This is a genomic window from Photorhabdus sp. RM71S, assembly GCF_042879355.1.
GTDB lineage: Bacteria > Pseudomonadota > Gammaproteobacteria > Enterobacterales > Enterobacteriaceae > Photorhabdus > Photorhabdus kayaii.
The window spans coordinates 16,333-40,779 of record NZ_JBHFKV010000030.1 but is presented as its reverse complement, the minus strand read 5'-3'; the positions used below and the strand labels follow the sequence as shown (position 1 = coordinate 40,779).

Sequence of the window (24,447 nt, the reverse complement as noted above, 5' to 3'; positions counted from 1 at the left end):
ATTTTAATAAAAGACCATATTCAAGGTGCTGTGTAACCTTTATACTACGCGCCGATTGTTTATAAACCACCCGACTAACATGGCATGGGAAATTTCAGGTGAAGTTCGTAAAGTATTTTCTAGTCTTTGTCGTGAGTTGCATTTTTCTGGGAACGGCCTCGATTTTTGGTATGTACAAATATATCGAGCCTCAGTTACCTGATGTGGCGACATTAAAGGATGTTCAATTACAGACACCAATGCAGGTGTTCAGTGCAGATGGCGAGCTTATTGCCCAATATGGTGAAAAGCGCCGTATGCCTCTTGAGCTGTCCGAAATTCCACCCATTATGGTGAAGGCGTTCATTGCCACGGAGGACAGCCGTTTTTATGAACATCACGGGGTTGACCCTGTAGGGATTATCCGGGCAGCCTCTGTCGCGATGAGTTCAGGTCATGCATCACAAGGGGCAAGTACCATTACTCAGCAACTGGCGAGAAATTTCTTTCTCACTCCTGAGAAGACGTTGATGCGTAAAATCAAGGAAGCTTTTCTGGCCATCAGGATTGAGCAATTGCTGAATAAAGATGAGATCCTCGAACTCTATCTTAATAAAATTTACCTTGGTTACCGGGCTTATGGTGTTGGGGCTGCGGCTCAAGTTTATTTTGGTAAGAGTGTCAATGAGTTGACACTGAGTGAAATAGCCATGATTGCTGGTTTGCCAAAGGCACCTTCTACGTTTAACCCGCTTTATTCTTATGGCCGAGCGATTAACCGCCGGAATGTGGTTCTGAGCCGTATGCTCAATGAGGGCTATATTACTCAGCAGCAATATAATCAAGCTAGAAGTGAAAAGTTGGTTGCTAATTATCATGCACCTCAGATTGCTTTCTCTGCGCCCTATTTGTCCGAGATGGTGCGTCAGGAGATGATTGAGCGTTATGGTGAGAATGCTTATACCGACGGTTATAAAGTTTATACCACGATTACCCGTAAACTTCAGTTAGCTGCCATGGATGCGGTTCGTAATAACCTCATTGATTATGATGTGCGTCATGGCTACCGTGGGGCGCAGGAAGTTTTGTGGAAAGTGGGCGAACCTGCTTGGGATCGAGAACAGATTGTTAAGAAGCTTAAGACTTTGGCTAATTATGGATCATTAATGCCGGCTGTGGTGACCAGAGCGGGTAGTGCTCAGGCGATAGTGATGTTGCCTGATGGCAGTAGTGCGGAATTGCCAATGGCGGGTGTCCGTTGGGCCAGAAAGTTCAAATCTGATAGTGCGCAGGGTGCGGTTCCTCGTAGTGTGAATGAAGTGGTTCAAGTTGGTGAACAGGTTTGGGTTCGGAAAGTAAAGGATATTTGGTGGTTGGCACAAGTGCCGGAAGCTAATGCTGCTTTGGTCTCTATTGATCCGAATGATGGTGCTGTGAAGGCGCTGGTGGGTGGGTTTGATTTCAATTTGAGTAAATTTAACCGTGTCACTCAGTCATTACGTCAAATTGGTTCTAATATTAAACCATTTCTCTATACCGCAGCGATGGATAAAGGGCTGACATTGGCTTCATTGCTGAATGACTTACCAATTAGTCGTTGGGATGCAGGAGCCGGTACTGACTGGCGTCCGAAAAACTCACCACCGACTTATGTTGGGCCAATCCGTTTGCGTCAGGGATTAGGGCAATCGAAGAACGTCGTGATGGTTCGAGCAATGCGAGCAATGGGAGTCGATTATGCCGCTGATTACCTGCAACGATTTGGTTTCCCGGCACAAAATATAGTACGAACAGAATCTCTGGCTTTGGGCTCGCCATCATTCACACCAATGCAAATGGTACGAGGGTATTCGGTTATGTCCAATGGTGGCTATCTGATCGATCCTTACTTTATTACTAAGATTGAAAACGAAGATGGCGATGTTCTCTTTGAGGCTAAACCTAAAATTGCATGTCCGCAGTGCGATATTCCAGTAATTTATGGGGATACGGTACGTTCAATCGAACTTTCTGAAAACTCGATTGAGAATGTTGCTCAATCTCATGTCAGCCAACAAGAGATATTGCCGTTACCTGAATTGGAAAGAGCTCCGGTAATTGATAGCCGTGAAGGTGCGCAAGAATATGCTCCTCATGTTATCAGTACTCAGTTGGCATTTTTGATCCATGATGCTTTGAATAGCAATATCTTTGGTGAGCCGGGTTGGTCAGGTACGGGTTGGCGTGCTTCACGCGATCTGAAACGTCGTGATATTGGTGGCAAAACTGGGACAACTAATAGTTCAAAAGATGCTTGGTTCTCAGGTTATGGGCCAGATATTGTCACGACGGTTTGGATTGGTTTTGATGACCATCGTAGAAGCCTTGGCCGTACAGCAGCCAGTGGCGGTGAGGCGGGTGCTAAGAGTGCGCAGCCAATTTGGGATGATTTTATGAAAATTGCGCTAGAGGGGGTTCCTGAAAAAGAAGTTACACCTCCTCCGGGGATTGTTTCTGCCGTGATAGATCGTAAAACAGGTAAACTTGCTGGCGGCGGCGGAGATACCCGTAGTGAATACTTCATTGACGGCACTCAACCTACAGAGAGTGCGGTGCAAGAAGTTGGCACGACTTTAATTGAGAATGGTGAAAGTCAGGAGTTATTCTGATGATAAAACAGGCACAACGAAGCGCTGTTGTGCCTGTGAACTTCAACGGTGTGTTAAGTATTTTTGTGCCAGAAATAGGGCGCAGACATTGCGTGCTTCGTTGAAATCACCGTGATCCAGTAATGACATCATATCTGCTATCGGCCAACGTATTTGTGGTAGTGGTTCAGGTTCGTCCCCTTCCAGGCTTTCTGGATAGAGATTTTCGGCAATAACAATGTTCATTTTGCTGGAAAAATAGGATGGGGCCATAGTGAGTTTGGCTAATTGTTCTATTTTTCTGGCACCAAAGCTGACTTCTTCTTTTAATTCACGGTTAGCTGCTTCGAAGATACTTTCCCCAGGGTCGATCGCGCCTTTAGGAAAGCCCAATTCGTACTGCTCAATGCCGACTGCATACTCACGAATAAGTAACAATTCATCCCCAATGACCGGGATTATCAGAACAGCTTCCCGATTGGCCGGACGCATCCGTTCATAAACGCGTTTTACACCGTTACTAAATTCGAGATCAACTGACTGAATATGAAATAAACGTGAATGGGCAATGTCCTCTATGTTTAGGATTTTAGGGTTTTTCAGGTCATTCATAATTGCCCCTGATGGTTTAATATTGGTTGAGTTGAGTGCCTGTGCATTATTACGTCATAAATTATTTCATTAACCTTAGATTTTATGATGAAATTAGGTACACTCCATAGCTTGACTAAATATGGCTGATTATTTTGATAAATGATAGTGATTATCGCTGGTTATTGTTGTTACTGTTATCTTTATCCTCTTTGGAAATAGATCTATGTTGTATATAGTTTAGTGCGTTATTATGTAGCTCATTGTAAAATAAATTAAAAAAATAAATAGAAATAACCTAATTCAGAACTTAACGTGTAGTTGCTAATTTGCAAACAACAATAGCAAGATTGTCATAGGCATAGGGATAAAATGAGAGTAACAGTCGTTATATTGGCTATCTTGATAATTAGCCTGATTGTCATGGCTTCCTTTCTGATTTTCAAATGGAAGCTACATGATAGCGCCCGTTATCTGCCTTCTGTTGCTGAACCAACTTATCGTAAACTTAATGCTGATGAATACCAGGCTATTGAATGTTATTTGAATCGAGTGTTGCCGGCAGTTGTAACAGACCGTATTAATAAAACAAGTTGGCCAATTCTGATGGGTAAAAATGATATGGTTTATACTATCTGTCATTCTATTACCCGGTTTTCTGTTGCCTCAGATGAACGACATAGCTGGCGTTATTATATTGATATAGCAGAAATTCATTTGCCGTTTTTCCTTGAGCCTTTTATTAAACAGCAGAATATTATTGATGTTGTTCACACCGCGACAATACCACTGGTTGTTTCGATTAATGGTCACTTTCTGAAAGATTTTCAACAGGATTTTCCTTCTGCTCCGGTAATCTCAGATATATCTCATCAGCAGGCATCGATCCAAAAAAATGGTGAAACTAGCGTAAAGTTACAAAATATTCGTAAAGAGACATTGGAGGAATACCGGTTGAATCACTCATCGGGTATTTGGGAGGGGGGATTTTTGTGTTTCGGATTTTTCATTTGGTTTCTTGCGTTACTTTCACCGGCACTGCTTTTGCCGTGGCTGATGTTGATTGCAGGTAGTTTAGTCGTTGTCAGTTTTTGGCCATTACTTTGCCCACTTTCAATATGCAGGCGCCAGGATATTCACTGTCTTACCGGTATACCAAAACGATGGGGATTATTTGGCGAATTTGAACAAGGACAAATGAGTAATATTTCTCTTGGTGGGATTGATTTAATCTATCCTCCTCATTGGGAGCCCTATGTTGCTCACTATTTTGATCAGAAAACCAATATTGATATTTACACTAACGGTCAGGTAGTCAGGCAAGGGCATTATCTCTCTTTGCATGATGAAGAGAAAAATTACCCTTATCGTCGTTATGGAAAAAATCTCATGATGATCGTTAGCTGCTTGCTTATTATGTTACTACTCTATTTTTATCAGCCAGTTAATGTACCGATGAAACTCAGTTTTGCTTGGTTGCGTGGCAGCATCACAAAAGTTATCACTGACGCTGATATGATAGAAGGGATGGAATTGCGAGTTGGGGATATCCTAAAAGCAAAAGGGATTGGTATGTGTTATATGCCCCCAAACAATATGAACGGTAAAGGCGACACCTATTTTTCTCCGTTAGATTGTTCGGGGATATATTGGAATAGGGTTAATCCACTGCCAATACCAGAATCAGAAATTATAGAAAATGCAGCTAAACTGATCGCGACTGTTAATAAACAATTACGTTTACAGGAAAATGACGATGTAATAAATTCAGACCTTACTCAGGAGATTTTCAAATCTAGTATGATCTTATTGGAAGATTTCTCTGATATTATATTGAAAACTAAAAAATTATGTGAAAAAGAAACAGACTGTTTACGATTGAAAAATGCTTTGGTTAACCTGGGTAGTGCTATTGATTGGCTAACTTTGTTAAAGAATGCAGAAAGTGGCAAGCTGGATGGCACTCATGTTTTATTGCGCCCGGCAGGTGCTGAAGCTTTGGGGAAATTGGTTGATGCGACGACATCATCATTTATCTACCGGGAAATAGATAAAGTTGCAATGCTGCTTAATAGCCCTTCTCCTGGCGGTGTTCTACTTATCAGTGATGAAGGCAAACAACTGGTTGAATATATAACGCCAGCCATCATCTCTTATGACCATAGTGCCTTGGAAGATCATAGTGCGTTGGAACAATGGCGTGAGTTACAGCGGTTATCGGATATGGTATTGCAAACACCCTTTGAGACAACGGGAATTGTCATGGAATTGTCCGTAGATAGTAATGGAACCCGCCGGATTGTGCTGCATAGTGAACTAGATACCATGACACTTGCTCGTTGTATTGGTACCACTATTTTATTCTTGGCTCTTTTTACGACCTTAATCATTAGTTTTGTGCTGGTTATTAAGAAAAATCGGCAGAATAAACAACGTATAAACAAAATCAGTCAATATTACGATAACTGTTTTAATACACTTTTTCCGCCTACGCATTGGCGATAATCGACAATGGCATGTTAGGATTTATTTTATTTGTCGAAGCTGATAGTGAGAGGAAAAATGAAGGGTAATTCAGACTCCGATCAAGCTGTCCGTCTGGATAAGTGGCTGTGGGCGGCTCGTTTTTATAAAACACGGGCTATTGCACGGGAAATGATAGACGGTGGTAAAGTTCACTATAATGGTCAAAGGAGTAAACCGAGTAAATTGGTTGAACCAAGGGCTGAAATTAAACTGCGTCAAGGTAATGATGAACGTATAGTTGAAGTTCTTGCACTAAGCAATCATCGGCGCAGTGCGCCGGAGGCGCAGCAACTTTACCAAGAGACGGAAGCGAGTATTGCTAACCGGGAAAAAATGGCAATTGCTCGAAAAATGAATGCATTAACTATGCCTCATCCTGATCGCCGACCGGATAAAAAAGAAAGACGCACGCTGATTAAGTTTAAAAACACTAAATTAAGTGGGCAGGAATAACTTGCTCGAATGAGAGATATTTATGTTTAAACACGACCAATTACACCGCTTTTTATTTGAGAATTATTCTGTACGTGGTGAACTGGTTTTAGCCAGTGAAACTTACCAGCATATTTTGGAAAATCATGACTACCCGCAGCCGGTACAGCAATTATTGGGAGAACTGTTGGTAGCAACCAGTCTATTAACTGCAACACTGAAATTTGATGGTGATATTACGGTTCAGATTCAGGGAGATGGCCCGGTCAAACTGGCAGTGATTAATGGCAATCATCAGCAACAAATGCGTGGTGTCGCTCGTGTTGATGGATTAGTGACTGAAAATAGCAGTTTGAAACAGATGGTTGGTACTGGCTATATGGTTATTACCATTACGCCAACTCATGGTGAGCGTTATCAGGGAGTAGTTGCATTGGAAGGTGAAACACTGGCGAATTGCCTTGATGATTATTTCAGACAGTCTGAACAGTTACCTACTCGTCTATTTATCCGTACTGGCATTCAGGATGGAAGAGTTTCTGCTGGTGGTATGTTGCTACAGATTCTGCCGACGGCGGAACAGGGGTGTACAGAAGCTTTTGATCATCTGGCGCAACTTACTGCAACCATTAAAGGTGAAGAGTTATTTTCATTGGAAGTTAAGGAGATCTTGCACCGCCTTTATCATGAAGAGGATGTCATATTATATGAACCGCAAGCGGTCGAATTTCGTTGTACTTGTTCTCGCCAACGTTGTGCTGACACATTAGTTACACTTTCCGATGAGGATGTTAATCATATTTTGCAGAAAGATGGCAACATTGATATGGAGTGTGAGTATTGTGGCACGCATTATATTTTTGATGCTGATGATCTTGCTGCAATCAGAACAGAAAAAAAGAACCGGCTCCATTGATATTCTATCTAAACAAATTTTCTCACCTCTTAAGGCGCGGATTCGCGCCTTGCTATCAATATCCATCATATTCAAAACTGCTTTTGTGCCTTTGGCCCCAGATTAAACTTAAAAAAATAGTGGGTTTTCAATTTTTTGATAACTATCGCTGTTAATTAATCATAACTATTTATTATTGCTCACAGAAAAAGCGTGACTACCCAGGAGCAATAACATGAGTGTTAAAGGTATTACCCCGCAGGAACTCGCGGACTATGGAATCCATGATGTTAATGAAACTATTTATAATCCAAGCTATGAGTTGTTATTTTCAGAAGAAACCAAACCTTCACTCGAAGGCTGCGAGAGTGGCACTCTGACCAACCTGGGGGCTGTGGCTGTCGATACGGGGATCTTCACGGGGCGTTCCCCCAAAGATAAGTACATTGTTCGTGATGATGTCACCCGTGACACTGTATGGTGGGCTGACCAGGGAAAAGGTAAAAATGATAACAAGCCATTACAGCAGGAAACATGGACATATCTGAAAGGTTTGGTAACTAAACAGCTTTCAGGCAAACGTTTGTTTGTAGTTGATGCTTTCTGTGGTGCTAATGCAGATACACGATTGAAAGTCCGCTTTATCACAGAAGTTGCGTGGCAGGCCCACTTTGTTAAAAACATGTTTATCCGTCCGTCAGATGAAGAGTTGGCTGAGTTCAAACCAGATTTTATTGTGATGAACGGTGCAAAATGCACCAACCCGCAATGGCAAGAGCAGGGTTTGAACTCTGAAAACTTTGTTGCGTTTAACCTGACAGAGCGTATGCAGCTTATTGGTGGTACCTGGTACGGTGGCGAAATGAAGAAAGGGATGTTCTCTATGATGAACTACCTGTTGCCACTGAAAGGCATTGCTTCGATGCACTGTTCTGCTAACGTGGGTGAGAAAGGGGACGTTGCGGTCTTTTTCGGCTTATCTGGTACAGGTAAAACCACACTTTCTACTGATCCAAAACGTAAGCTGATTGGTGATGATGAGCACGGTTGGGATGATGACGGTGTATTCAACTTTGAAGGTGGTTGTTACGCGAAAACCATCAATCTGTCCAAAGAAGCGGAACCTGATATCTACAATGCGATTAGACGTGATGCGTTGCTGGAAAATGTTACTGTACTGACAGATGGCACGGTTGATTTCAATGATGGTTCAAAAACTGAGAACACCCGTGTTTCTTATCCTATCTACCATATTGAAAACATTGTTAAGCCGGTTTCCAAAGCGGGTCATGCAACTAAGGTCATCTTCCTGACTGCGGACGCATTTGGTGTGTTACCTCCGGTATCTCGCCTGACACCTGAACAGACTCAATATCACTTCCTATCTGGTTTTACGGCAAAATTGGCAGGTACCGAACGTGGTGTGACTGAACCAACACCTACATTTTCTGCTTGTTTTGGTGCTGCATTCCTGACTTTGCATCCAACCCAATACGCGGAAGTGTTGGTAAAACGTATGCAGGCAGAAGGTGCTAAGGCTTATCTGGTAAATACTGGCTGGAACGGAACGGGTAAACGGATCTCGATTAAGGATACCCGTGGAATCATTGATGCCATCCTAAATGGTGATATTGAGGAGGCTGATACCATTACATTACCTATTTTCGATCTAGCGGTTCCGACAGCGTTGCCGGGTGTGGATACCGATATTCTTGATCCACGTAAGACTTATGCAGATAAATCTCAATGGGAAGAGAAGGCGAAAGATTTGGCTCATCGTTTTGTCGACAACTTTGATAAATATACCGATACCCCGGCGGGGGAAGCTTTAGTGAAAGCAGGCCCTAAACTGTAATTGTGAATTTTTTAGCCTCATCCGTTAGGGTGAGGCTTATTTGATATTTATATTGGAGGAAGGTCAAACAACAATATTTCACTATCACTGCTGGTGCTAAGTTGAAGATTGACTTCATCTCGAATAGCCAGACCATCGCTGGTGGTGGCTTTGACACCATTAACCGTTACTTCGCCACGAATGACTTGAATCCATATATAACGGCTTTTTTCTGTAACATATTCGGTGGTTTCGTGATCCTTAAGTACCCAACGCCATAAAGTCATATCCTGAAATACTTTCATTGAACCATCCCGGGCATCAGGCGAGAGCACCAATTGGCGGCCTTGTACATCATCAAAACGGCGTTGTTCATAGCGCGGTGTTAAACCCGTTTTACTTGGGATGATCCAAATTTGATACAGATGCAATTGGCTATCACTGTTCGGATTGTATTCTGAGTGGCGAATGCCGGTACCTGCGCTCATAATTTGGAATTCACCAGCAGGTACTCGCTCTTTATTTCCTATACTATCCTGGTGTTCAACGGCACCAGAAAGAACATAGGTCAGTATTTCCATATCCTTATGCGGATGGGTACCAAAGCCTTGACCTGCTTTGATGAAATCTTCATTAATGACTCTCAATGCTGAGAAATTCATAAAATTAGTATCGTAATAGCTGGCAAATGAGAAGGTATGCCAACTAGTTAACCAGCCATGATCGGCATGGCCACGATCTGAGGCTTTGCGTAAATGGATCATATTTAAATCTCCTCAATGGTTCTTACAGTCTAATTGAGAAGAGATAGCATTAAAGCTTAAAAATCTGACTTAAAAATTCAAATATTTTAAACAAAGGGTGATTGGATTAATTAATAAAAAGAAGCCAGCACTTGGCTGGCTAAAGTAAACACTGGAAGCAATGTGAGCAATGTCGTGCTTTCATCTGTACCCTGAAGGCAGTTCATCTGAAAGCGATACGAATGATAATAATTATCACTATCGATTGTAAAGTGTTTTTTCTGGTCAAATATAGAATAATGGTGAAGATTTATCTCAATTATTTGATAAATATTGCTATTTTTTTAGATATCGGTGTGATGCCCAAGGGAAAGAAAACCCTTTCATCGAGTCGATTTATTAGGTGATTACCTTAGATTATTCAGTAAATTTGACATGATATTAAGAGCTTTGATAGGGGGCACCGAAACCCTTATCTGGGGTCTATCTATCGAAATAATTTGATCAGGGGCATGAAACATGCTTAGACAAAATAAGCTAGAGCTGGAGTTTCATTTACCATAGGCAACTATTTATTTTAAGAAATGTTTTGATGAAATAATTACGCTATAACGAATTTTAATATGCTGCTCAATGCTAAATGTTCTCTAAAATTCAACTCATTCTGTTTAATAGCCGTTTCTTTTATATATTCTGACTGTATTTTAACGTCATGAAAGATATCTTTTCAGGTAATCATATGTGGCATTTTTTGGCGTGGGTTGTGTTAACAGGTTTGACTATTTGGGGAATGATTAATCATTCACTAAATCAGAATTATCAACAACAAACAGTTTCATTTAATATTCTTTATCGAGAGCTGAGTGAAAAGCTGGCACAACATGACGCGATTGTATCACTAACGAATACTAATATCGAATTAGATCAGTTACAGGAAAATTTTCCACAAATCGTCGGATTACAAGAGATGCCAATGAATGTATTAATATTCCCTATAATCAGTGAAGAGGGAGAGGGAAGATATTGGCTTAATAGTAAACGCGATAATATCCGGTTATTAATAGATCTTAATATCTTAATGAAAGATCTATCATTATTTTCACAATTTCGAATGGTACAACTGGATTGGAATAATCGCCCATTGATTACGTATGGGTTGGAGAAAGAGCACTATTTTTGGAACTGGGAGAAAAAGTTAGCTAATCGTTTTCAGCCTTTTGTGCTTAAAGTGGGTAACGATCAACAATGGTTTAGACTTCCGTGGGGCTATATTGCTTGTCTGAGTTTTTTATGGGCAGTAATTATCTGTTTTATCTTTTTAATTCAGAAGAATAAAAGATTGAGGAAAATTTCTGATTTACGAGCACATTTCTTTGAATTTACCCGCTTAAATACAATGGATGAAGTGGCAACCGGTGTTGTTCATGAATTAAATCAGCCTTTGACGGCGATTATGAGTTATAACCAAACCGCGTTGAGGTTAATGAAAAAGCAGCAATATGATAAAGTGACGCCAATACTGGATTCATCGATTTTGCAAACTCAACGCATAGCAAATCTATTAACGCAATACCGTCAAAAACTGACGACTGGTAGTATTATTTTACAACCTGTGAATATTCAAGCGATATTAGGTCGAGTTGAAGTATTACTCGAAAATGAAATTAAGGCCGGTAAAATCAAGATAATAAAGCATATTTGTGATGAATTGCCAATGATATCTGCTGAGCCATTGTGGATTGAACAGATATTTCATAATTTAATCAGCAATGCTATTCAAGCACAGCAAGAGCAAGGTAGGTCAGAATATCAAAGTTGGATCTGTATCGATATCAACTATATTAATGAAATGATAAGAATCACGATAACAGATGGTGGCCCTGGATTAAGTGATGAAGCTTTAAAAAACGTGTTTATTCCATTCTTCACAACACGCCAACAAGGTATGGGATTGGGAATGACGTTAACAGAAACATTAATTCATAAACTTGGTGGTGATATTCATGCTGAAAATTGTGAAACAGGGGGAGCGCGTTTTATTATTTGGTTACCAACTAATAAAGGTAAGGAGAAATAATGGCGGCAGTGATTTATCTTATTGATGATGATGAAGCGATCCGTGACTCATTATCTATGTTATTAGAAACAATGAATTGGCAGGTAAATTCATTTCCTGGTGCGCAAGAATTTCTTGATGAAATTGGTAGTAAGAATATCGCAGCGCTTCAGGGATGTATTTTATTGGACATTCGTATGCCGGGAAAACCTGGATTGGCATTGCAGGCCGATTTATTGAACCTCAATAGTACATTACCGGTCATTATCATGACTGGACACGGAAATATTGATCTTTGCCGTCGAGCTTTTAAAAATGGCGCTTTTGAATTTTTAACCAAACCTATTGATGCGGATTTACTCATTGAAACGGTTTCAAGTGCATTATTATTTCATCGGAAAGTATTTAAGCAACGTCAGATATATGAGCAATTGAAAACGAAATTTAGCCAGTTATCTGAACGTGAAAGGGAGGTGATGAAAATTATTTTAGAAGGTAAAACCAGTAAACAAATTGCGCAACAATTGGTGTTATCACCACGTACTATTGAAGTTCATCGTGCTAATATATTTCATAAATTGGATATACACTCTTTACCGCAGTTAGTCAAAGAGTATGAATTATTTAAGTCATTATCTTATGACTAAGTATTTCTACTGAGTTGAATAAGTAATTGACCGAATAGCTATAGCCGATAAACCTCATTAAGTTAGAACAGGATAATTCATCAACTTAAACTTAATGAGGTTTACCTATGAAACACTCTCTTTTCTATACTGTTCTGGCCGCAGGTTTATTCGCTCAATCTGCTTTTGCTTCATCACTAATTACCGAACGTAATATTACCCTTGAGATAGCAAATAAATTAGCTTCTGAAGCAATTCAGTCTTGTAAATCGAATAATTATAACGTGGCGGTTTCTGTTATTGATAAAAGTGGGGTTTTGAAAGCGGTTCAGCGTATGGATAAAGCTGGGTTGCATACCGTTGAGGCGAGCAAAATGAAAGCTTATACCGCGTTATCTACCCAGAGAACGTCAGAGGACGTCATGAAAACCGCACAATCAAATCTTGGTGCTCAATATTTAGGGGATATTCCAGGCCTCCTATTACTTGGTGGTGGTGTTCCAGTTAAATCTGGTGATGAAGTGATTGGCGCAATTGGTGTTGGCGGCGCACCGAGTGGTTCTTTAGACCAACAGTGTGCTTTTGATGCGATTCAGAAAATTTCATCAGAGTTATCTTAATCATAACAAGTTATAAAATGTACAGGGATAACGATAATAAAATAAATCTCTATTTCTACTTATGATTAAAACATTCGTTGTATTGATATTAGGAATATAGAATTTAGGTTTAATATATTTCATTATCATAATTTGCACAGAGGCAATAACTGGAATGAAGTTATTGCCTCTCATTGATTTTGTTTATGGTTAACAGGCCATATTTAGTCTCAGTTTTATTTTAAAATAGCGACTTTATAAATAAGTATATTCTTGGCTAATGTGTATATAATTAGTTGTGTTATCGATAATATAAATAAACAAGGCCATATTAAAAACATAAGGAATTTTACATATCAAGATATGCAATATTATATTAATTATCCAGATTATAATCTTATTTTAGGCTATTGTTTTGGTCGCAATGATCAAGCTTTATGTTTTTACACAGGTGCAGGTCATGTAACAAATTACACTTATATCTAATGCAAGAAAAATGCAGGATTAGGAGGGAAGGAATTACTTAATAATCCTGCATTACGAAAAGTGTTTTTTTTCAGAAATAATAAAGTTTGTGAAAATATATAAAATGACAATGACTGTATTTGACATCATTTTAATCTGTATCTAATGGAGTAATACAAATAAACTCACACATAGGCTTATGTAATAAAAGATCATTACATTATTATCGTGCGCAATATCACGAAAAAGTATCTACTCCTAACTCCTACTCCCTATTAATATCAAAACCAGGAGGATGCTGACTCATCTGAGACATTATTTAATATTTCATTCCTATTTTATTAACAATAATATCGGCGACGATTTATTTCTATTAAAAAGGTCTGATTATGGTAGCTCACTTCTGGAAAAGGGCTTACCTAGCCCTATTAAGCAGTACGTTCGTTTTACTACTGGCAAGCTGTGATAACAATAGTTCTTTACCCGAATCCCCGGAGGAACCGATGGCGCATATCCCTAATAAAGTACCCAGTGAGGCTGCTACTGCCGGCAATTTTCAGGCAGTGATCCACTTGGTGGACATTGCTAAGTTAAGTCAAAGTCCAACCACAAACCATGACTACAGTACCAATACCCTTTACTTATGGAATGATCAAAATTGTGATGCCTTGGCTTCCCCTTCATCAAGCTGGAACGACACCAGTGCAATTCCCACCGGCAGCGATAGCTATGGGCCTTACTGGGTAATACCGTTAACCAAGGACGAGGGTTGTATCAATTTTATCGTGCGTGATGGTAACAACACTAAATTGATTGACAGTGACCTGAAAATTTCCTTCTCCGATTTCAGTAACCGTACCGTCTCTGTGATACCCGGCAATTATCAAATCTATGGCAGCCGCGCGGCTGCCTTTAATTCCGTGTTTGGTGTTTCTCAGGCTTCGGCACATTGGGTCGATGACCAGACTCTGTTATGGTCGGGTGGAGCGGATAAGCCTTATGTCCGCTTATATTACAACCGAAATGGTAAGGTGGAAGCTAACGATGAAGGAAACTTCATCGATAACTATCTGACGTTAACGCCGACGACTCTGAGCCAGAAGACGGCTGAGCGATTCCCGCACTTGAAGAAATTAACAGCGTTCCGCCTGCCAGAGAACACGGATGTTGATACACTGCTTACCGGTGATCTGGTGGCGTTGGCGACCAATGAAGCTGGCTTGCTATTGTCGGCTACTCAAGTACAAACGGCTGGTGTGTTGGATGATCGCTTCGCTAACGATGCTGACATGCTGGAATATGGTGCGCTGGTTAGCGATACCGGTGTTACCTTTCGCTTGTGGGCGCCTACTGCTCAGCATGTTGGATTGGTTATCTATGATGCAAATAAACAGGTCATTGCCAATCATGCAATGAACCGTGATCCTGCTAGTGGTTCCTGGTTATGGCAAGGTGATAAAGAGCTGGTTGGTGCTTACTACCGCTATGCTTTAACGGTATACCATCCATATTCCCGTAATGTGGAGCACTACGAAGTTACTGATCCCTATTCTCACAGTTTGTCCACCAATTCGGAGTACAGTCAAGTCATTAATTTGGATGATGAGGCGCTAAAACCACAAAATTGGGATAGCCTGATCATGCCGCGTTCGCAAAATACACCGGCGGACATTGCGCGTATGACCATATATGAAGCTCATGTTCGTGATCTCTCCGTTGCAGATAACACGGTACCGGAAGCCTGGCGAGGTAAATATCTGGCTCTGACTGCTAATGACAGCGATATGTTCAAACATCTTAAAGCACTGAGTCAGGCTGGAGTCACTCATATAGAGTTGTTGCCAGTATTTGATGTGGCTTCCATTAATGAATTTAGCAACGAAGTGGCCGATCTTAATCACCCATTTAGTCGTTTGTGCCAGGTTAATTCAAAGGTGAGAAGCAGCCGTTTTGCTGATTATTGCAATGGTTTACAGACCGTGGGTGAAGTGTTGCAGGAGTTGAAGAGCGGTGATAGTGCCAATAACCCGCAGGTACAAGAGCTGAATGCAATGATTGCAGAAACCGACTCCTACAACTGGGGCTACGATCCGTTTCATTACTCGGTACCGGAAGGTTCTTATGCTACAGATGCGGAAGGTTCGATACGTATAAAAGAGTTTCGCGCCATGATTCAGGCCATCAAGCAACAATTGGGGATGAATGTGATCATGGACGTGGCGTATAACCATACCAACGCAGCCGGACCGACGCACCGATCCTCGGTATTGGATAAGGTAGTGCCTTGGTATTATCATCGTTTGGATGAGATCACGGGCAATGTTGAATCTAACACTTGTTGTCACGATACGGCGCCAGAGCACCGCATGTTCGCTAAGCTCATTGAAGACTCATTGGTTACTTGGGTTAAGGACTATAAGATCGACGCATTCCGCTTTGACTTAATGGGTTTTCATCCCAAGGCACAGATGTTATCGGCGCTGGCAAAAGTACGCGCGATTAACCCATCGGTCTACTTCTTCGGTGAAGGTTGGAATTCCGGGCAGGACGACCGTTTCGAGATGGCTTCACAGATTAATCTTAAAGGCACTGGAATTGGTACTTTCTCTGATCGATTACGCGACGCGGTACAAGGTGGTGGGCCGTTTGATTCCGCTGACACTATTCGTATTAACCAGGGAGTGGGCAATGGCGCGGGAACGTTACTGAACGAAATGGCTTGGTTAGATGCTAATGAGGTGCGTCATCTGGCGGATCTGGTACGTCTTGGCATGGCGGGTAATTTGGCTGATTTTGTGATAATCGATAAAGATGGGACGGTAAAAACGGGTAGGGAAATTAACTACAAAGGCGCTATAGCCGGTTATGCCGCTGATCCCATTGAGGTGATTAATTATGTCTCTAAGCACGATAACCAAACGCTGTGGGACATAATCAGCTACAAAGCTTCACGTGAGGCGAATCTGGCAACACGAGTTCGTATGCAGGCAATATCCCTCGCCACGACATTCCTTGGACAAGGATTGGCCTTTGCTCAACACGGATCGGAGTTACTACGTTCAAAATCTTTTACCCGCGATTCCTATAATTCCGGCGATTGGTTTAACCGTGTTAGCTACACTTACCAAGATAACAACTATGATGTTGGTATGCCGGATCAGCGTGTTGATGGCGAAAATTATGCATTGATTGAAAAAGTGAAAAATGTGGTAGATAAACCGGGCCGGACTGAATTATTACAGATGGCGGCTTTTTATCAGGAATTGTTGCGCTTGCGTCAATATTCACCACTGATGACTCTTGGTGATGGTGCATCGGTTAAACAACGTGTTGATTTCCGTAACGTTGGGCCGCATCAGCAGCTTGGGTTGCTGGTGATGACCATAGATGATGGTAATACTACTGGTGATGACCGTGATTCGCGATTTGACGGTTTGGTGGTGATGATTAATGCGGCTCCACATCCTGCCACAGTAAGAGATCTTAACGTCAGAGGGTTGAAGTTGAATAATATTCAAAGGGAACTGGGCCATACATCTCTGGCGGCGGGTACCAGAATTGCGAAAGATGGCGCGGTCACGCTACCGGCTTGGTCAGTAGCGGTGCTGGTTTTGCCGCAAGATGGGAAGCGCGGTACTGGTTTGCCTGTTCGTAGAAAGTAACGCGTAGGCGTTTTCCATTGTTTGTATCGGGGCGGTTTGTCCAGACCGCTCATTTTTACCTTGAAAAGGTACTGCCACCGCTTTTCTTGTTGATGATAATTGAGACATTGTTTATCTCCTTATTATCTGTCTGCGCTAGCAGTTTTTGTTTTTCACCATCATGTTGTCGCTATTCTTCAAAAATAGGTGACTTTAATAAGTTTAATTCTCCCATTGGTCGCAACGCTGAATAGTTTAAAAGTCAGTAATTTGTGTTGACATAATAAAAAAATATGATGATATGGTTTTATTTGATTGTATCGATTGTAAATTATACAAAATTCTTGGTGGTGGCTTTTTGGAAAGGATGGCTGTGGGCTAATGCTCATCTAATCGCTCTTTATTCATCACCACACAGAGGGAGGCAAGTTGAATTTCCAAGGGTTACAGGCAAAGTACCGCCGTCTATTTCAGGAAAGTGCTGCCTGGAAACTGTTGAGAGCTGATAATGCTCCTGTAATTTTGGCATTTTTGGGGGAGTTATTTTCCGAGGATAGTGAAGTCCCTTTTGGTCGTGCCCGTGTGTCACTTGATGCAGAGTTGGTACGCTGTCGTGAACTTGGCATTTGGGAAACTGAAACGGGAGCGGGTACTTATCTCAATAAATGGATTCGGGAAGGCTGGTTGCGTGAGATGGATGACACATTAACTAAAACGGATGCCAGTGAAATTGCACTCCGTTTTAGCCAGGGGCTTGATGAACGCAATTCAGGAACCACTGCGTCTCATCTTCGAATTGTGCAGGAAGCGGTCAGGGACTTTGCAGTAGCGATTAGCCCAAATGCCGATGAGCGTGTCGCACTTTTGGAAGATAGAAAATCTGAGATCCAAAGAGAGATTGATGCTCTGAGAGCTGGCGTCGTGACGGAATTAACCAAGGCTGAACAGCGGGAAAGAATTCGTGAAATTTACCAACTGGCTTCTGTTTTAACGGGTGATTTTCGCCGTGTTGAAGATGAAATTCGTCGGTTGGATCAGGAAATTCGTATTCAAATTATTGAGGGGGACTCCACTAGAGGAGATATCCTGCTTGCTGTTTTAGAAAAAGAGGCATTACTGGCTAAAACTGACGCCGGTAGTGCGTTTGAAAGCTTTTTTGATTTGTTATGTGATCAAAATAGAACTATGGAGCTACGAGATCAGCTTCGCAGTATTTTAAGCCGTCCGGTCGCAGAACACTTAAGTGCCCAACAGCGGCAATTCTTAAGTCAGCTCATGAGAGAACTAAGCCGCGAGAGTGACAGAGTTTTTCAAATTAGGCGAAGAACGGAAGAGAGTTTGCGTGCTTACATAGAGAGTGGTACTGCTCAAGAAAATCGTGCGGTTGATAGATTGCTTGGTCAATTGGAACGACTCGCCATTGAATTAAAGAACTCAGGTTATGACTTACAAACGGCAACAACTCTGTCACTGCCCGTTGGCGCGGCAAGTATTAGCTCTCCTGAAAGCATGCTGCTTAAATCACCTGATGAAAAGCTGGATACTTCAGGTGCTGAAGAACAGCTCAACTCTCGGGAACCGAGTATGCAAATGCTGGATTGCCTTGATGTTGTTCAAATTCGATTAATTGCTGAGAGGGCGTTAGCAACGTTAAAAGAGTTTGGTCCAATGACAATTGCGTCTATTGCAAATTATCAGCCGATTAATTCAGGGTTGGAGGAGTTAGTTGCCTATTTGCGGGTGGCCAAATCTGTCGGGGCTGCATTATTGGAAGAAAAGGAATCAATTGAAATCAGTGACAAACGGGGAGTTCGCTTGCGGGCGTCTATACCCACTTTCTTGCTGAGTGCTGACCTGTTTCCAGATAGTTTGGATGAATTGGTTCTTTAGAGTGAATAGAAAATGGTTGTATATATATAGTGAGGGCTGTAATGCATGTAGGTAAAAAGTTGAATAAAGATAATGGCGCCCTCGCTACCTCTGGGAAGTCTCATTCCGATCCTCGGGAAGAACAGAAAACAGGGTTCTTCGATCAGTTGATAAAACACCATACTCAATCAGAGTATGATCCGCTTACAGATACAGCTGGCGTTGAATCTGATGTTGTTTTTTCGGTTGTCAACCAAAGCCCATCCGGTGAAGTTGATGATGTATTAGTCAGTAAGCACGTTGAAAACTCAAACAGTGATATGCCGCCTGATGCGCGCCGGGTGCTAGTTAGCTTGCTGCGTCAGGGCGTTATTTTGTCTTCGCAGAAAGCTAAATTGTTTGAATTACTTTGTCGATACCAATGTGCTGTGCGCAAACATCTGTCAGAAGTCTATTTGAAGTTAATCTTAGATGAAAAAGCAGGTGTTGCCTTTATAGCTGGCTTTCAGAATGAGGAAGATACTGAATTATTGGGTATAGATGATGAAGAGGTTGTCTCTCTGATTAGCCGAAGAACGCTCTCTTTATACGATACATTGTTGCTGTTGGTGCTGCGTAAACATTACCAGGACCGGGAAACATCGGGAGAGCAAAGGGTTATCATTGATATAGAACGTATAGAATCCCATCTGACACCGTTTTTACCGCTGACAAACAGTACTAAATCTGACCGGAGAAAACTCAAGGGTGCTCTTGAGAAAATGGTGACGAAAAAAATATTGAGTTCGGTCCGAGGAAGCGAGGATCGCTTCGAGATTACGCCGGTGATCCGCTATGTAGTCAGCGCTGAATTTCTCGAAAGTATGCTCAATGAATACCTGAAAATGGCGGGAGAAAAGGGTATTGAGCTAAATAAAAATGGCAGCGACGCTGTTGATTATCAAAATGAAGGGGAAGAGACAGGAGATGAAAATGACTGATCAAACTCTTTCGGCTAATTCATTATTTCATGTTGGTCAAATCAGATTAGCTGAACTCTCAGTTTATAACTGGGGGTCATTTAATGGTTTGCATACCGCGTTGATAGATCCTATGGGAACGCTAGTCACTGGAGATAATGGCGCCGGAAAATCGACATTTATTGATGGCCTTATGGCTTTGCTGCTTCCTGCCGGAAAGGCAACTTTCAATGTAGCTGCGGCACAGGGTGATCGTTCTGACCGGACTTTACTTTCCTATATGCGGGGAAGTTTTGGATCTGCCCATGACGGAGCGGGGACGAGAGTCAGAAGTAAGCGTGAGTCTGGCGTAGTGACTGGGCTTAGAGCTTTATATCAGGGTGATGATGGGTCAAAAATCACGCTTGCGGCGCTTTTCTGGATTACTAAATCGACGAATGTGCTCGCGGATGTGACACGAGTTTATGTTGTTGCCAAAAGAGACCTGACTCTTAAGGAAATGCTGAATGCTTTTGGGAACGGTAATGCTCGGGCATTCAAGCAATGGCTTCGTGATGACCCGACGATTACGTGCTGTGATGATAATTTTTCTGATTATCAAGAGTTGTACCGAAAGCTCCTGTATATGGACAATAAGAATGCGCCTGCACTTTTGTCGCGGGCGTTAGGTCTGAAAAAAATTGATGATTTAACCGGGTTGATTCGTGAATTGGTACTGGAACCGAGTACGGTCAAGGATGATGCTAAAAAGGTCGTGGAAGAGTTTGCTGATCTGGTGGCAATTCATAGTCAATTAGTGGATGCAAGAGCACAAAAAGTGCACTTATCCAGGTTACCTGAACTCAACGCAATTATCGAAAAAACAACGAAAGAATTTGCGGAGCTGATAGCTGAGAAAAATAGTCTCCCGGTCTACTTTGGGGAGATTTTCGCACAATTGTGGAGTGAAAAAATTGCCGATATTGAGGCTGAACTGGAAGCGCTACTCCTCAAAATTAGCCAAGCTGAAGAGCAGAAAGTGGATGCGAATAAGTTGGTTGAGCGAAGGCACGAGGAATATCTTCAATTTGGTGGGGATAAAATAGAGTCGCTGAGAAAAGAGGTTGATCATACCCAAGCTCAATTGAGTCGGGTGGTTAGAAATTCATCGCAATATCAAACTCATGCTAACGAGCTGGCTCTTCCTTCTGTATTAGAGGAGGCGGTGTTTCTTAAAAATCAATCCGTAGCATCAACCCGGCTTGCCAGTATTCAGCAAGAAGAAGGAGAGTATCAGGACAGGTTTGCCACCATCAGTGCTAAATTCAGTGAGCTACAAGCCAATATCCATGATATCTCTCAGGAAATTCGTGAGATCGAGGCAAGACCCGATTCCAATATTGATGTGAAATATCAGCAACTGCGAGATGAACTGGTTAATTCTTTAGAATTAAGTAAGGACCAGTGTGTATTTATCGGTGAGCTTATCGATGTCGAAGATCGTGAAAAGAGCTGGCAGGGCGCGATAGAGAGGGCGTTAGGCGGGTTACGAACCACACTTGCTGTGCCACATCATTGTTATTCGATGGTGACTCGTTGGTTGAATACCCGACATACCGGTTTACATGTCCGTGTTCAAGTTGTGAATGATTCTACAACTCAAGATCAATCGGTGGTGTTTAAGTCTGATGGTTATCTAAGGAAACTGGTATGGCGTAATCACCCTTATCGAGAGTGGCTCAAACACCATTTGCAGCGATTTGACCTGCAATGTGTTTCAAGTACGGAAGAATTGGATCAAACCCCGTTTTCGATGACACAGCAGGGGTTGATGCACATGGATAAGGGGCGCTTTGAGAAAAAAGATCAGCACCGGATAGACGACAGAAGGCGCTGGTGTCTGGGTTTTTCGAACAAGTCACGTTTAGCCATTCTTAATAACGATAAAAAAGAGTTAACTCTGCAACTGGCAGAAACCGAGAAAAAGGTGAGTCAAGCCCGTCAAGATTTGAATTCTGTTTCTGATCGTAAAATTCTTTGGGAGAAGATCCAAGGTTACCGCTGGGATGATATTAATGCTCCTTACTGGCACGAAAAGCTTTCTGATTTGCAGGCTGACCTCAAGGTGTTGGAACAGTCAGGGGGTGATCTTGATAAGGCCAGAGAGCGTTGGGAGTCGGCTAAAGGGCAGCTAGCTCAAATTCAATCGGTATTAAATCAGCTCAACTCTGATTCTGGTGGCGTTAAAAATACGCTGAAAAATGCAAAAGAGGAATGGAGCAAAGCGCAGGAAAAAGCGTCGAAAGGATTACCTGATTCAGCCCGGCAATTACTTGCGATTCGGGTTGGCGTACTTAATACAAACGATTTAGGCCGGATGTCTGAATTGGTATTGAAAGTTGAAGACGATTTAGAACGTCTGTTAGATATTAGCCGAAACAGTAAAGACAAAGCGGAAAGATTAGCCATTAGCATTATGGTCTCATTCAGGTCTAACGATAAATGGCAAGTCTTCACGGTTGACTGGCAAAGCAATATTGATGGCTTACCTGATTATCTTAATCATTTGCGACAACTGGAAGAGGAAGGGCTTCCCAACCTTGTGGAGCAGTTTATTGAGCGGTTGAATAAGCATGCAACGCAGTCACTGGCGCGGATTAAAACTAAGCTTGAATCTGAACGGGAAGATGTCCTCGAACGGATTGATATCATTAACCGGGTCCTTAAGCGTACAGAGTTTCGATCAGGGACACATTTAAAGCTGGGTTCAAAGAGAGAGAAATTCCCACATGTTAATGAGTTTGAACAGCATTTGCGTAAGGTGCTGAGTCAGGTAACCAGTGATGACCATGAAGCACGGTTCCGTCAATTGGCTAAAGTAGTTGAAATACTTGGGAAAGCAAGTGCGCCAGGTTCCTCAAATACATTAGAAAGTTTAAGGTTGCTTGATCCTCGTTATCAGATGTCATTTTATGCCGAAGAGTTGGATAGTAATACCGGTGAGATTCGTGATGTATTGGAGTCATCCAGTGGAAAGTCAGGTGGCGAGAAAGAGTCATTTGCGGCGACTATTGTCGCGGCAAGTTTGGCCTATGTTTTGACGCCAGATGGCTATGATCGTCCGGTTTACTGTACTGTTTTCTTGGATGAGGCATTCTCAAATACGGCTGAAACGGTAAGTCGGCGGGTGCTCCGAGTATTTAGAGAGCTCCACATTCACGTTAATTTGATTACGCCTTATAAGAACTTAAATCTGGCAAGGGAATCTGCTCGTTCACTGCTCATTGCGGAAAGAGATCAGGAAAACCATGACAGCCATTTATGTGAAGTGACTTGGGAAGAGATTGACCGGAGAATGGGCGAAGAGAAGGAGAAAAAGTTGCCTGATGAGGCTGCTGATCTGGGTATTGAGTTTGAGAAACTGACATGAAAAGAGGGCAGTATGAGGTGAGTTGGGGGTTATTGCCAGCACAAGTTAAGAGCATCATTAGGCAGCGTGAGTGGGATAGCCTTCCCTCACTAAAAGCCCGGTTACTGGGCATCAAGGCATTCCCTATTCGCGTTGGCTTGAAGCCACCCAAAGGGAATTCTGCCATATTAGATATAGTTCATTTCCAACGGTTTATTGATGAGTGGAAATCATTTCCCCATCAAGATGTCGTGGAGTGGTCTTCTAAGAATTTCAGGGAGCTATCTGAGCAACGCATTCCAACTTTTGTTGTCATTGAATCGATGCAATGTCTGATTCAATTTTTAGGGAGTGATGCCCTTTCCCGAAGTAAGGTATGGGAAAGAAATATGAAGCCATTTTTGTGGGTTAATAAAGATCTCTATCCTGCATTGGTTAAGTGCATAGATATTGTGGAAAAACTCTCGTTGAGAGATGCGGAATTATTAGCAAAGTTGCTGCCACAATTAAAGCAAGGCTTAGGGGAAGGGCAATATCTAAGAGCACTGCCACTCATTGGGATTGATACTAAGTTTCTTGAGAATCACCAAATCCTGATCGAAGAGTTGGCCGATATCATTCACAAGGGAGCTGTTTCGGCATCAGGTGGTCTTATTGCTTGGTTGGGGTGTTCAATAAACCCCAAAGGTTGGTTAACTATCAGGCCGCTTTGCCGTGCTGTGATGGCTGCACTTGGTGGAATACCGATACTACAAATACCCGGCGAATTACTTAGACAGTACGAACTTCCGGCATCGAATATATTAGTAGTAGAAAACCTACAGTCTGGTCTGGCATTACCCGAAATGTTTGACACGATCGCGGTGATAGGAGGAGGGAAAAACATTGCCTGGATGGATGCAGTCTGGTTGAAAGATAAACGTGTAGGATATTGGGGAGATATTGATACTTGGGGTTTGTCTATTCTCAGTGACGCCAGAAACAAGTTTGTGGATATTGAGCCTCTGATGATGGACGTTGAAACTGTTAAAGCCCATGAAGAGAGAATGGTTCCTGAATCAAATCCAGTTGAATCCAATCCTTCATCGCTAAATGAGGATGAAGCACAGTTGTTTAATGATCTCATTTCTGGCCGGTTCCAATCTTCACGTTTAGAGCAGGAGCGCCTTTCATCTGATTACATTAGAAACAAGCTTATGAATTGGTTGCCCTAACAC

The 24,447-nt window shown here is 42.0% G+C and carries 16 protein-coding genes; 14 read left to right on the top strand and 2 right to left on the bottom strand.

From position 1 onward, the window contains the following. Positions 1–98 precede the first annotated feature (98 nt). Positions 99–2,627: a peptidoglycan glycosyltransferase/peptidoglycan DD-transpeptidase MrcA gene (gene mrcA, locus ACGF5R_RS15775; protein WP_387691673.1), complete on the top strand. Its 2,529-nt coding sequence runs from the start codon at positions 99–101 to the stop codon at positions 2,625–2,627. 42 nt (positions 2,628–2,669) lie between these two features. On the opposite strand, the gene nudE is transcribed toward mrcA, so the two are convergent. After that, on the bottom strand, positions 2,670–3,218 hold the full coding sequence (gene nudE, locus ACGF5R_RS15770) for an ADP compounds hydrolase NudE (protein ID WP_112878406.1): 549 nt from the start codon (positions 3,216–3,218) through the stop codon (positions 2,670–2,672). 351 nt (positions 3,219–3,569) lie between these two features. Between nudE and ACGF5R_RS15765 the strand changes: the two genes are divergently transcribed. The 4 genes from ACGF5R_RS15765 to pckA all read left to right on the top strand — a co-directional run bounded on the left by ACGF5R_RS15765 (position 3,570) and on the right by pckA (position 8,905). Continuing rightward, complete coding sequence (locus tag ACGF5R_RS15765) at positions 3,570–5,702, top strand: intracellular growth attenuator family protein (protein ID WP_387691671.1); 2,133 nt, start codon at positions 3,570–3,572, stop codon at positions 5,700–5,702. A 57-nt stretch (positions 5,703–5,759) separates the two neighbouring features. Continuing rightward, positions 5,760–6,176 carry a ribosome-associated heat shock protein Hsp15 gene (hslR, locus tag ACGF5R_RS15760; RefSeq protein WP_262981372.1) on the top strand — a complete coding sequence of 139 codons (417 nt, stop codon included), beginning with the start codon at positions 5,760–5,762 and terminating at the stop codon, positions 6,174–6,176. Between the two features lie 22 nt (positions 6,177–6,198). Beyond that, positions 6,199–7,071, top strand: coding sequence for an Hsp33 family molecular chaperone HslO (gene hslO, locus ACGF5R_RS15755; protein ID WP_112878403.1), 873 nt, complete (start codon positions 6,199–6,201; stop codon positions 7,069–7,071). Between the two features lie 214 nt (positions 7,072–7,285). Beyond that, positions 7,286–8,905, top strand: a complete 1,620-nt coding sequence (pckA, locus tag ACGF5R_RS15750; protein WP_387691669.1) for a phosphoenolpyruvate carboxykinase (ATP) — start codon at positions 7,286–7,288, stop codon at positions 8,903–8,905. 47 nt (positions 8,906–8,952) lie between these two features. Here pckA and ACGF5R_RS15745 read toward each other — a convergent pair whose 3' ends face one another. Continuing rightward, a complete protein-coding gene (locus tag ACGF5R_RS15745; protein WP_262981369.1) occupies positions 8,953–9,648 on the bottom strand; it encodes a pirin family protein in 696 nt (231 codons plus the stop codon). A 718-nt stretch (positions 9,649–10,366) separates the two neighbouring features. On the opposite strand from ACGF5R_RS15745, the gene ACGF5R_RS15740 reads away from it, so the two are divergent. The 9 genes from ACGF5R_RS15740 (at position 10,367) to ACGF5R_RS15700 (ending at position 24,444) form a co-directional block, all read left to right on the top strand. Next, positions 10,367–11,704 carry a sensor histidine kinase gene (locus tag ACGF5R_RS15740; RefSeq protein WP_262981368.1) on the top strand — a complete coding sequence of 446 codons (1,338 nt, stop codon included), beginning with the start codon at positions 10,367–10,369 and terminating at the stop codon, positions 11,702–11,704. After that, positions 11,704–12,330 carry a response regulator transcription factor gene (locus tag ACGF5R_RS15735; protein ID WP_262981367.1) on the top strand — a complete coding sequence of 209 codons (627 nt, stop codon included), beginning with the start codon at positions 11,704–11,706 and terminating at the stop codon, positions 12,328–12,330. The genes ACGF5R_RS15740 and ACGF5R_RS15735 overlap by 1 nt, the downstream gene beginning before the upstream one ends. Before the next feature lie 107 nt (positions 12,331–12,437). Then, positions 12,438–12,929, top strand: a complete 492-nt coding sequence (locus tag ACGF5R_RS15730; protein WP_262981366.1) for a heme-binding protein — start codon at positions 12,438–12,440, stop codon at positions 12,927–12,929. Positions 12,930–13,190: 261 nt separating this feature from the next. Continuing rightward, a complete protein-coding gene (locus ACGF5R_RS15725) occupies positions 13,191–13,394 on the top strand; it encodes a hypothetical protein (RefSeq protein ID WP_370446064.1) in 204 nt (67 codons plus the stop codon). Positions 13,395–13,762: 368 nt separating this feature from the next. Then, a complete protein-coding gene (gene pulA / locus ACGF5R_RS15720; protein ID WP_387691666.1) occupies positions 13,763–17,035 on the top strand; it encodes a pullulanase-type alpha-1,6-glucosidase in 3,273 nt (1,090 codons plus the stop codon). Positions 17,036–17,443: 408 nt separating this feature from the next. After that, positions 17,444–18,904, top strand: a complete 1,461-nt coding sequence (locus ACGF5R_RS15715) for a DUF3375 domain-containing protein (protein ID WP_387691664.1) — start codon at positions 17,444–17,446, stop codon at positions 18,902–18,904. Between the two features lie 41 nt (positions 18,905–18,945). Then, a complete protein-coding gene (locus ACGF5R_RS15710) occupies positions 18,946–19,863 on the top strand; it encodes a DUF4194 domain-containing protein (protein ID WP_387691662.1) in 918 nt (305 codons plus the stop codon). Beyond that, complete coding sequence (locus ACGF5R_RS15705) at positions 19,856–23,251, top strand: ATP-binding protein (protein WP_387691660.1); 3,396 nt, start codon at positions 19,856–19,858, stop codon at positions 23,249–23,251. The genes ACGF5R_RS15710 and ACGF5R_RS15705 overlap by 8 nt, the downstream gene beginning before the upstream one ends. Then, positions 23,248–24,444, top strand: a complete 1,197-nt coding sequence (locus tag ACGF5R_RS15700) for a Wadjet anti-phage system protein JetD domain-containing protein (protein WP_262981102.1) — start codon at positions 23,248–23,250, stop codon at positions 24,442–24,444. The genes ACGF5R_RS15705 and ACGF5R_RS15700 overlap by 4 nt, the downstream gene beginning before the upstream one ends. Positions 24,445–24,447: the final 3 nt, after the last annotated feature.

What these genes read in the sequence shown, in the direction of transcription:
- nudE (WP_112878406.1), bottom strand. Translation starts at nt 3,218, where the DNA reads ATGAATGACCTGAAAAACCCTAAAATCCTAAACATAGAGGACATTGCC.
- ACGF5R_RS15765 (WP_387691671.1), top strand. Translation starts at nt 3,570, where the DNA reads ATGAGAGTAACAGTCGTTATATTGGCTATCTTGATAATTAGCCTGATT.
- hslR (WP_262981372.1), top strand. Translation starts at nt 5,760, where the DNA reads ATGAAGGGTAATTCAGACTCCGATCAAGCTGTCCGTCTGGATAAGTGG.
- hslO (WP_112878403.1), top strand. Translation starts at nt 6,199, where the DNA reads ATGTTTAAACACGACCAATTACACCGCTTTTTATTTGAGAATTATTCT.
- pckA (WP_387691669.1), top strand. Translation starts at nt 7,286, where the DNA reads ATGAGTGTTAAAGGTATTACCCCGCAGGAACTCGCGGACTATGGAATC.
- ACGF5R_RS15745 (WP_262981369.1), bottom strand. Translation starts at nt 9,648, where the DNA reads ATGATCCATTTACGCAAAGCCTCAGATCGTGGCCATGCCGATCATGGC.
- ACGF5R_RS15740 (WP_262981368.1), top strand. Translation starts at nt 10,367, where the DNA reads ATGTGGCATTTTTTGGCGTGGGTTGTGTTAACAGGTTTGACTATTTGG.
- ACGF5R_RS15735 (WP_262981367.1), top strand. Translation starts at nt 11,704, where the DNA reads ATGGCGGCAGTGATTTATCTTATTGATGATGATGAAGCGATCCGTGAC.
- ACGF5R_RS15730 (WP_262981366.1), top strand. Translation starts at nt 12,438, where the DNA reads ATGAAACACTCTCTTTTCTATACTGTTCTGGCCGCAGGTTTATTCGCT.
- pulA (WP_387691666.1), top strand. Translation starts at nt 13,763, where the DNA reads ATGGTAGCTCACTTCTGGAAAAGGGCTTACCTAGCCCTATTAAGCAGT.
- ACGF5R_RS15710 (WP_387691662.1), top strand. Translation starts at nt 18,946, where the DNA reads ATGCATGTAGGTAAAAAGTTGAATAAAGATAATGGCGCCCTCGCTACC.
- ACGF5R_RS15705 (WP_387691660.1), top strand. Translation starts at nt 19,856, where the DNA reads ATGACTGATCAAACTCTTTCGGCTAATTCATTATTTCATGTTGGTCAA.
- ACGF5R_RS15700 (WP_262981102.1), top strand. Translation starts at nt 23,248, where the DNA reads ATGAAAAGAGGGCAGTATGAGGTGAGTTGGGGGTTATTGCCAGCACAA.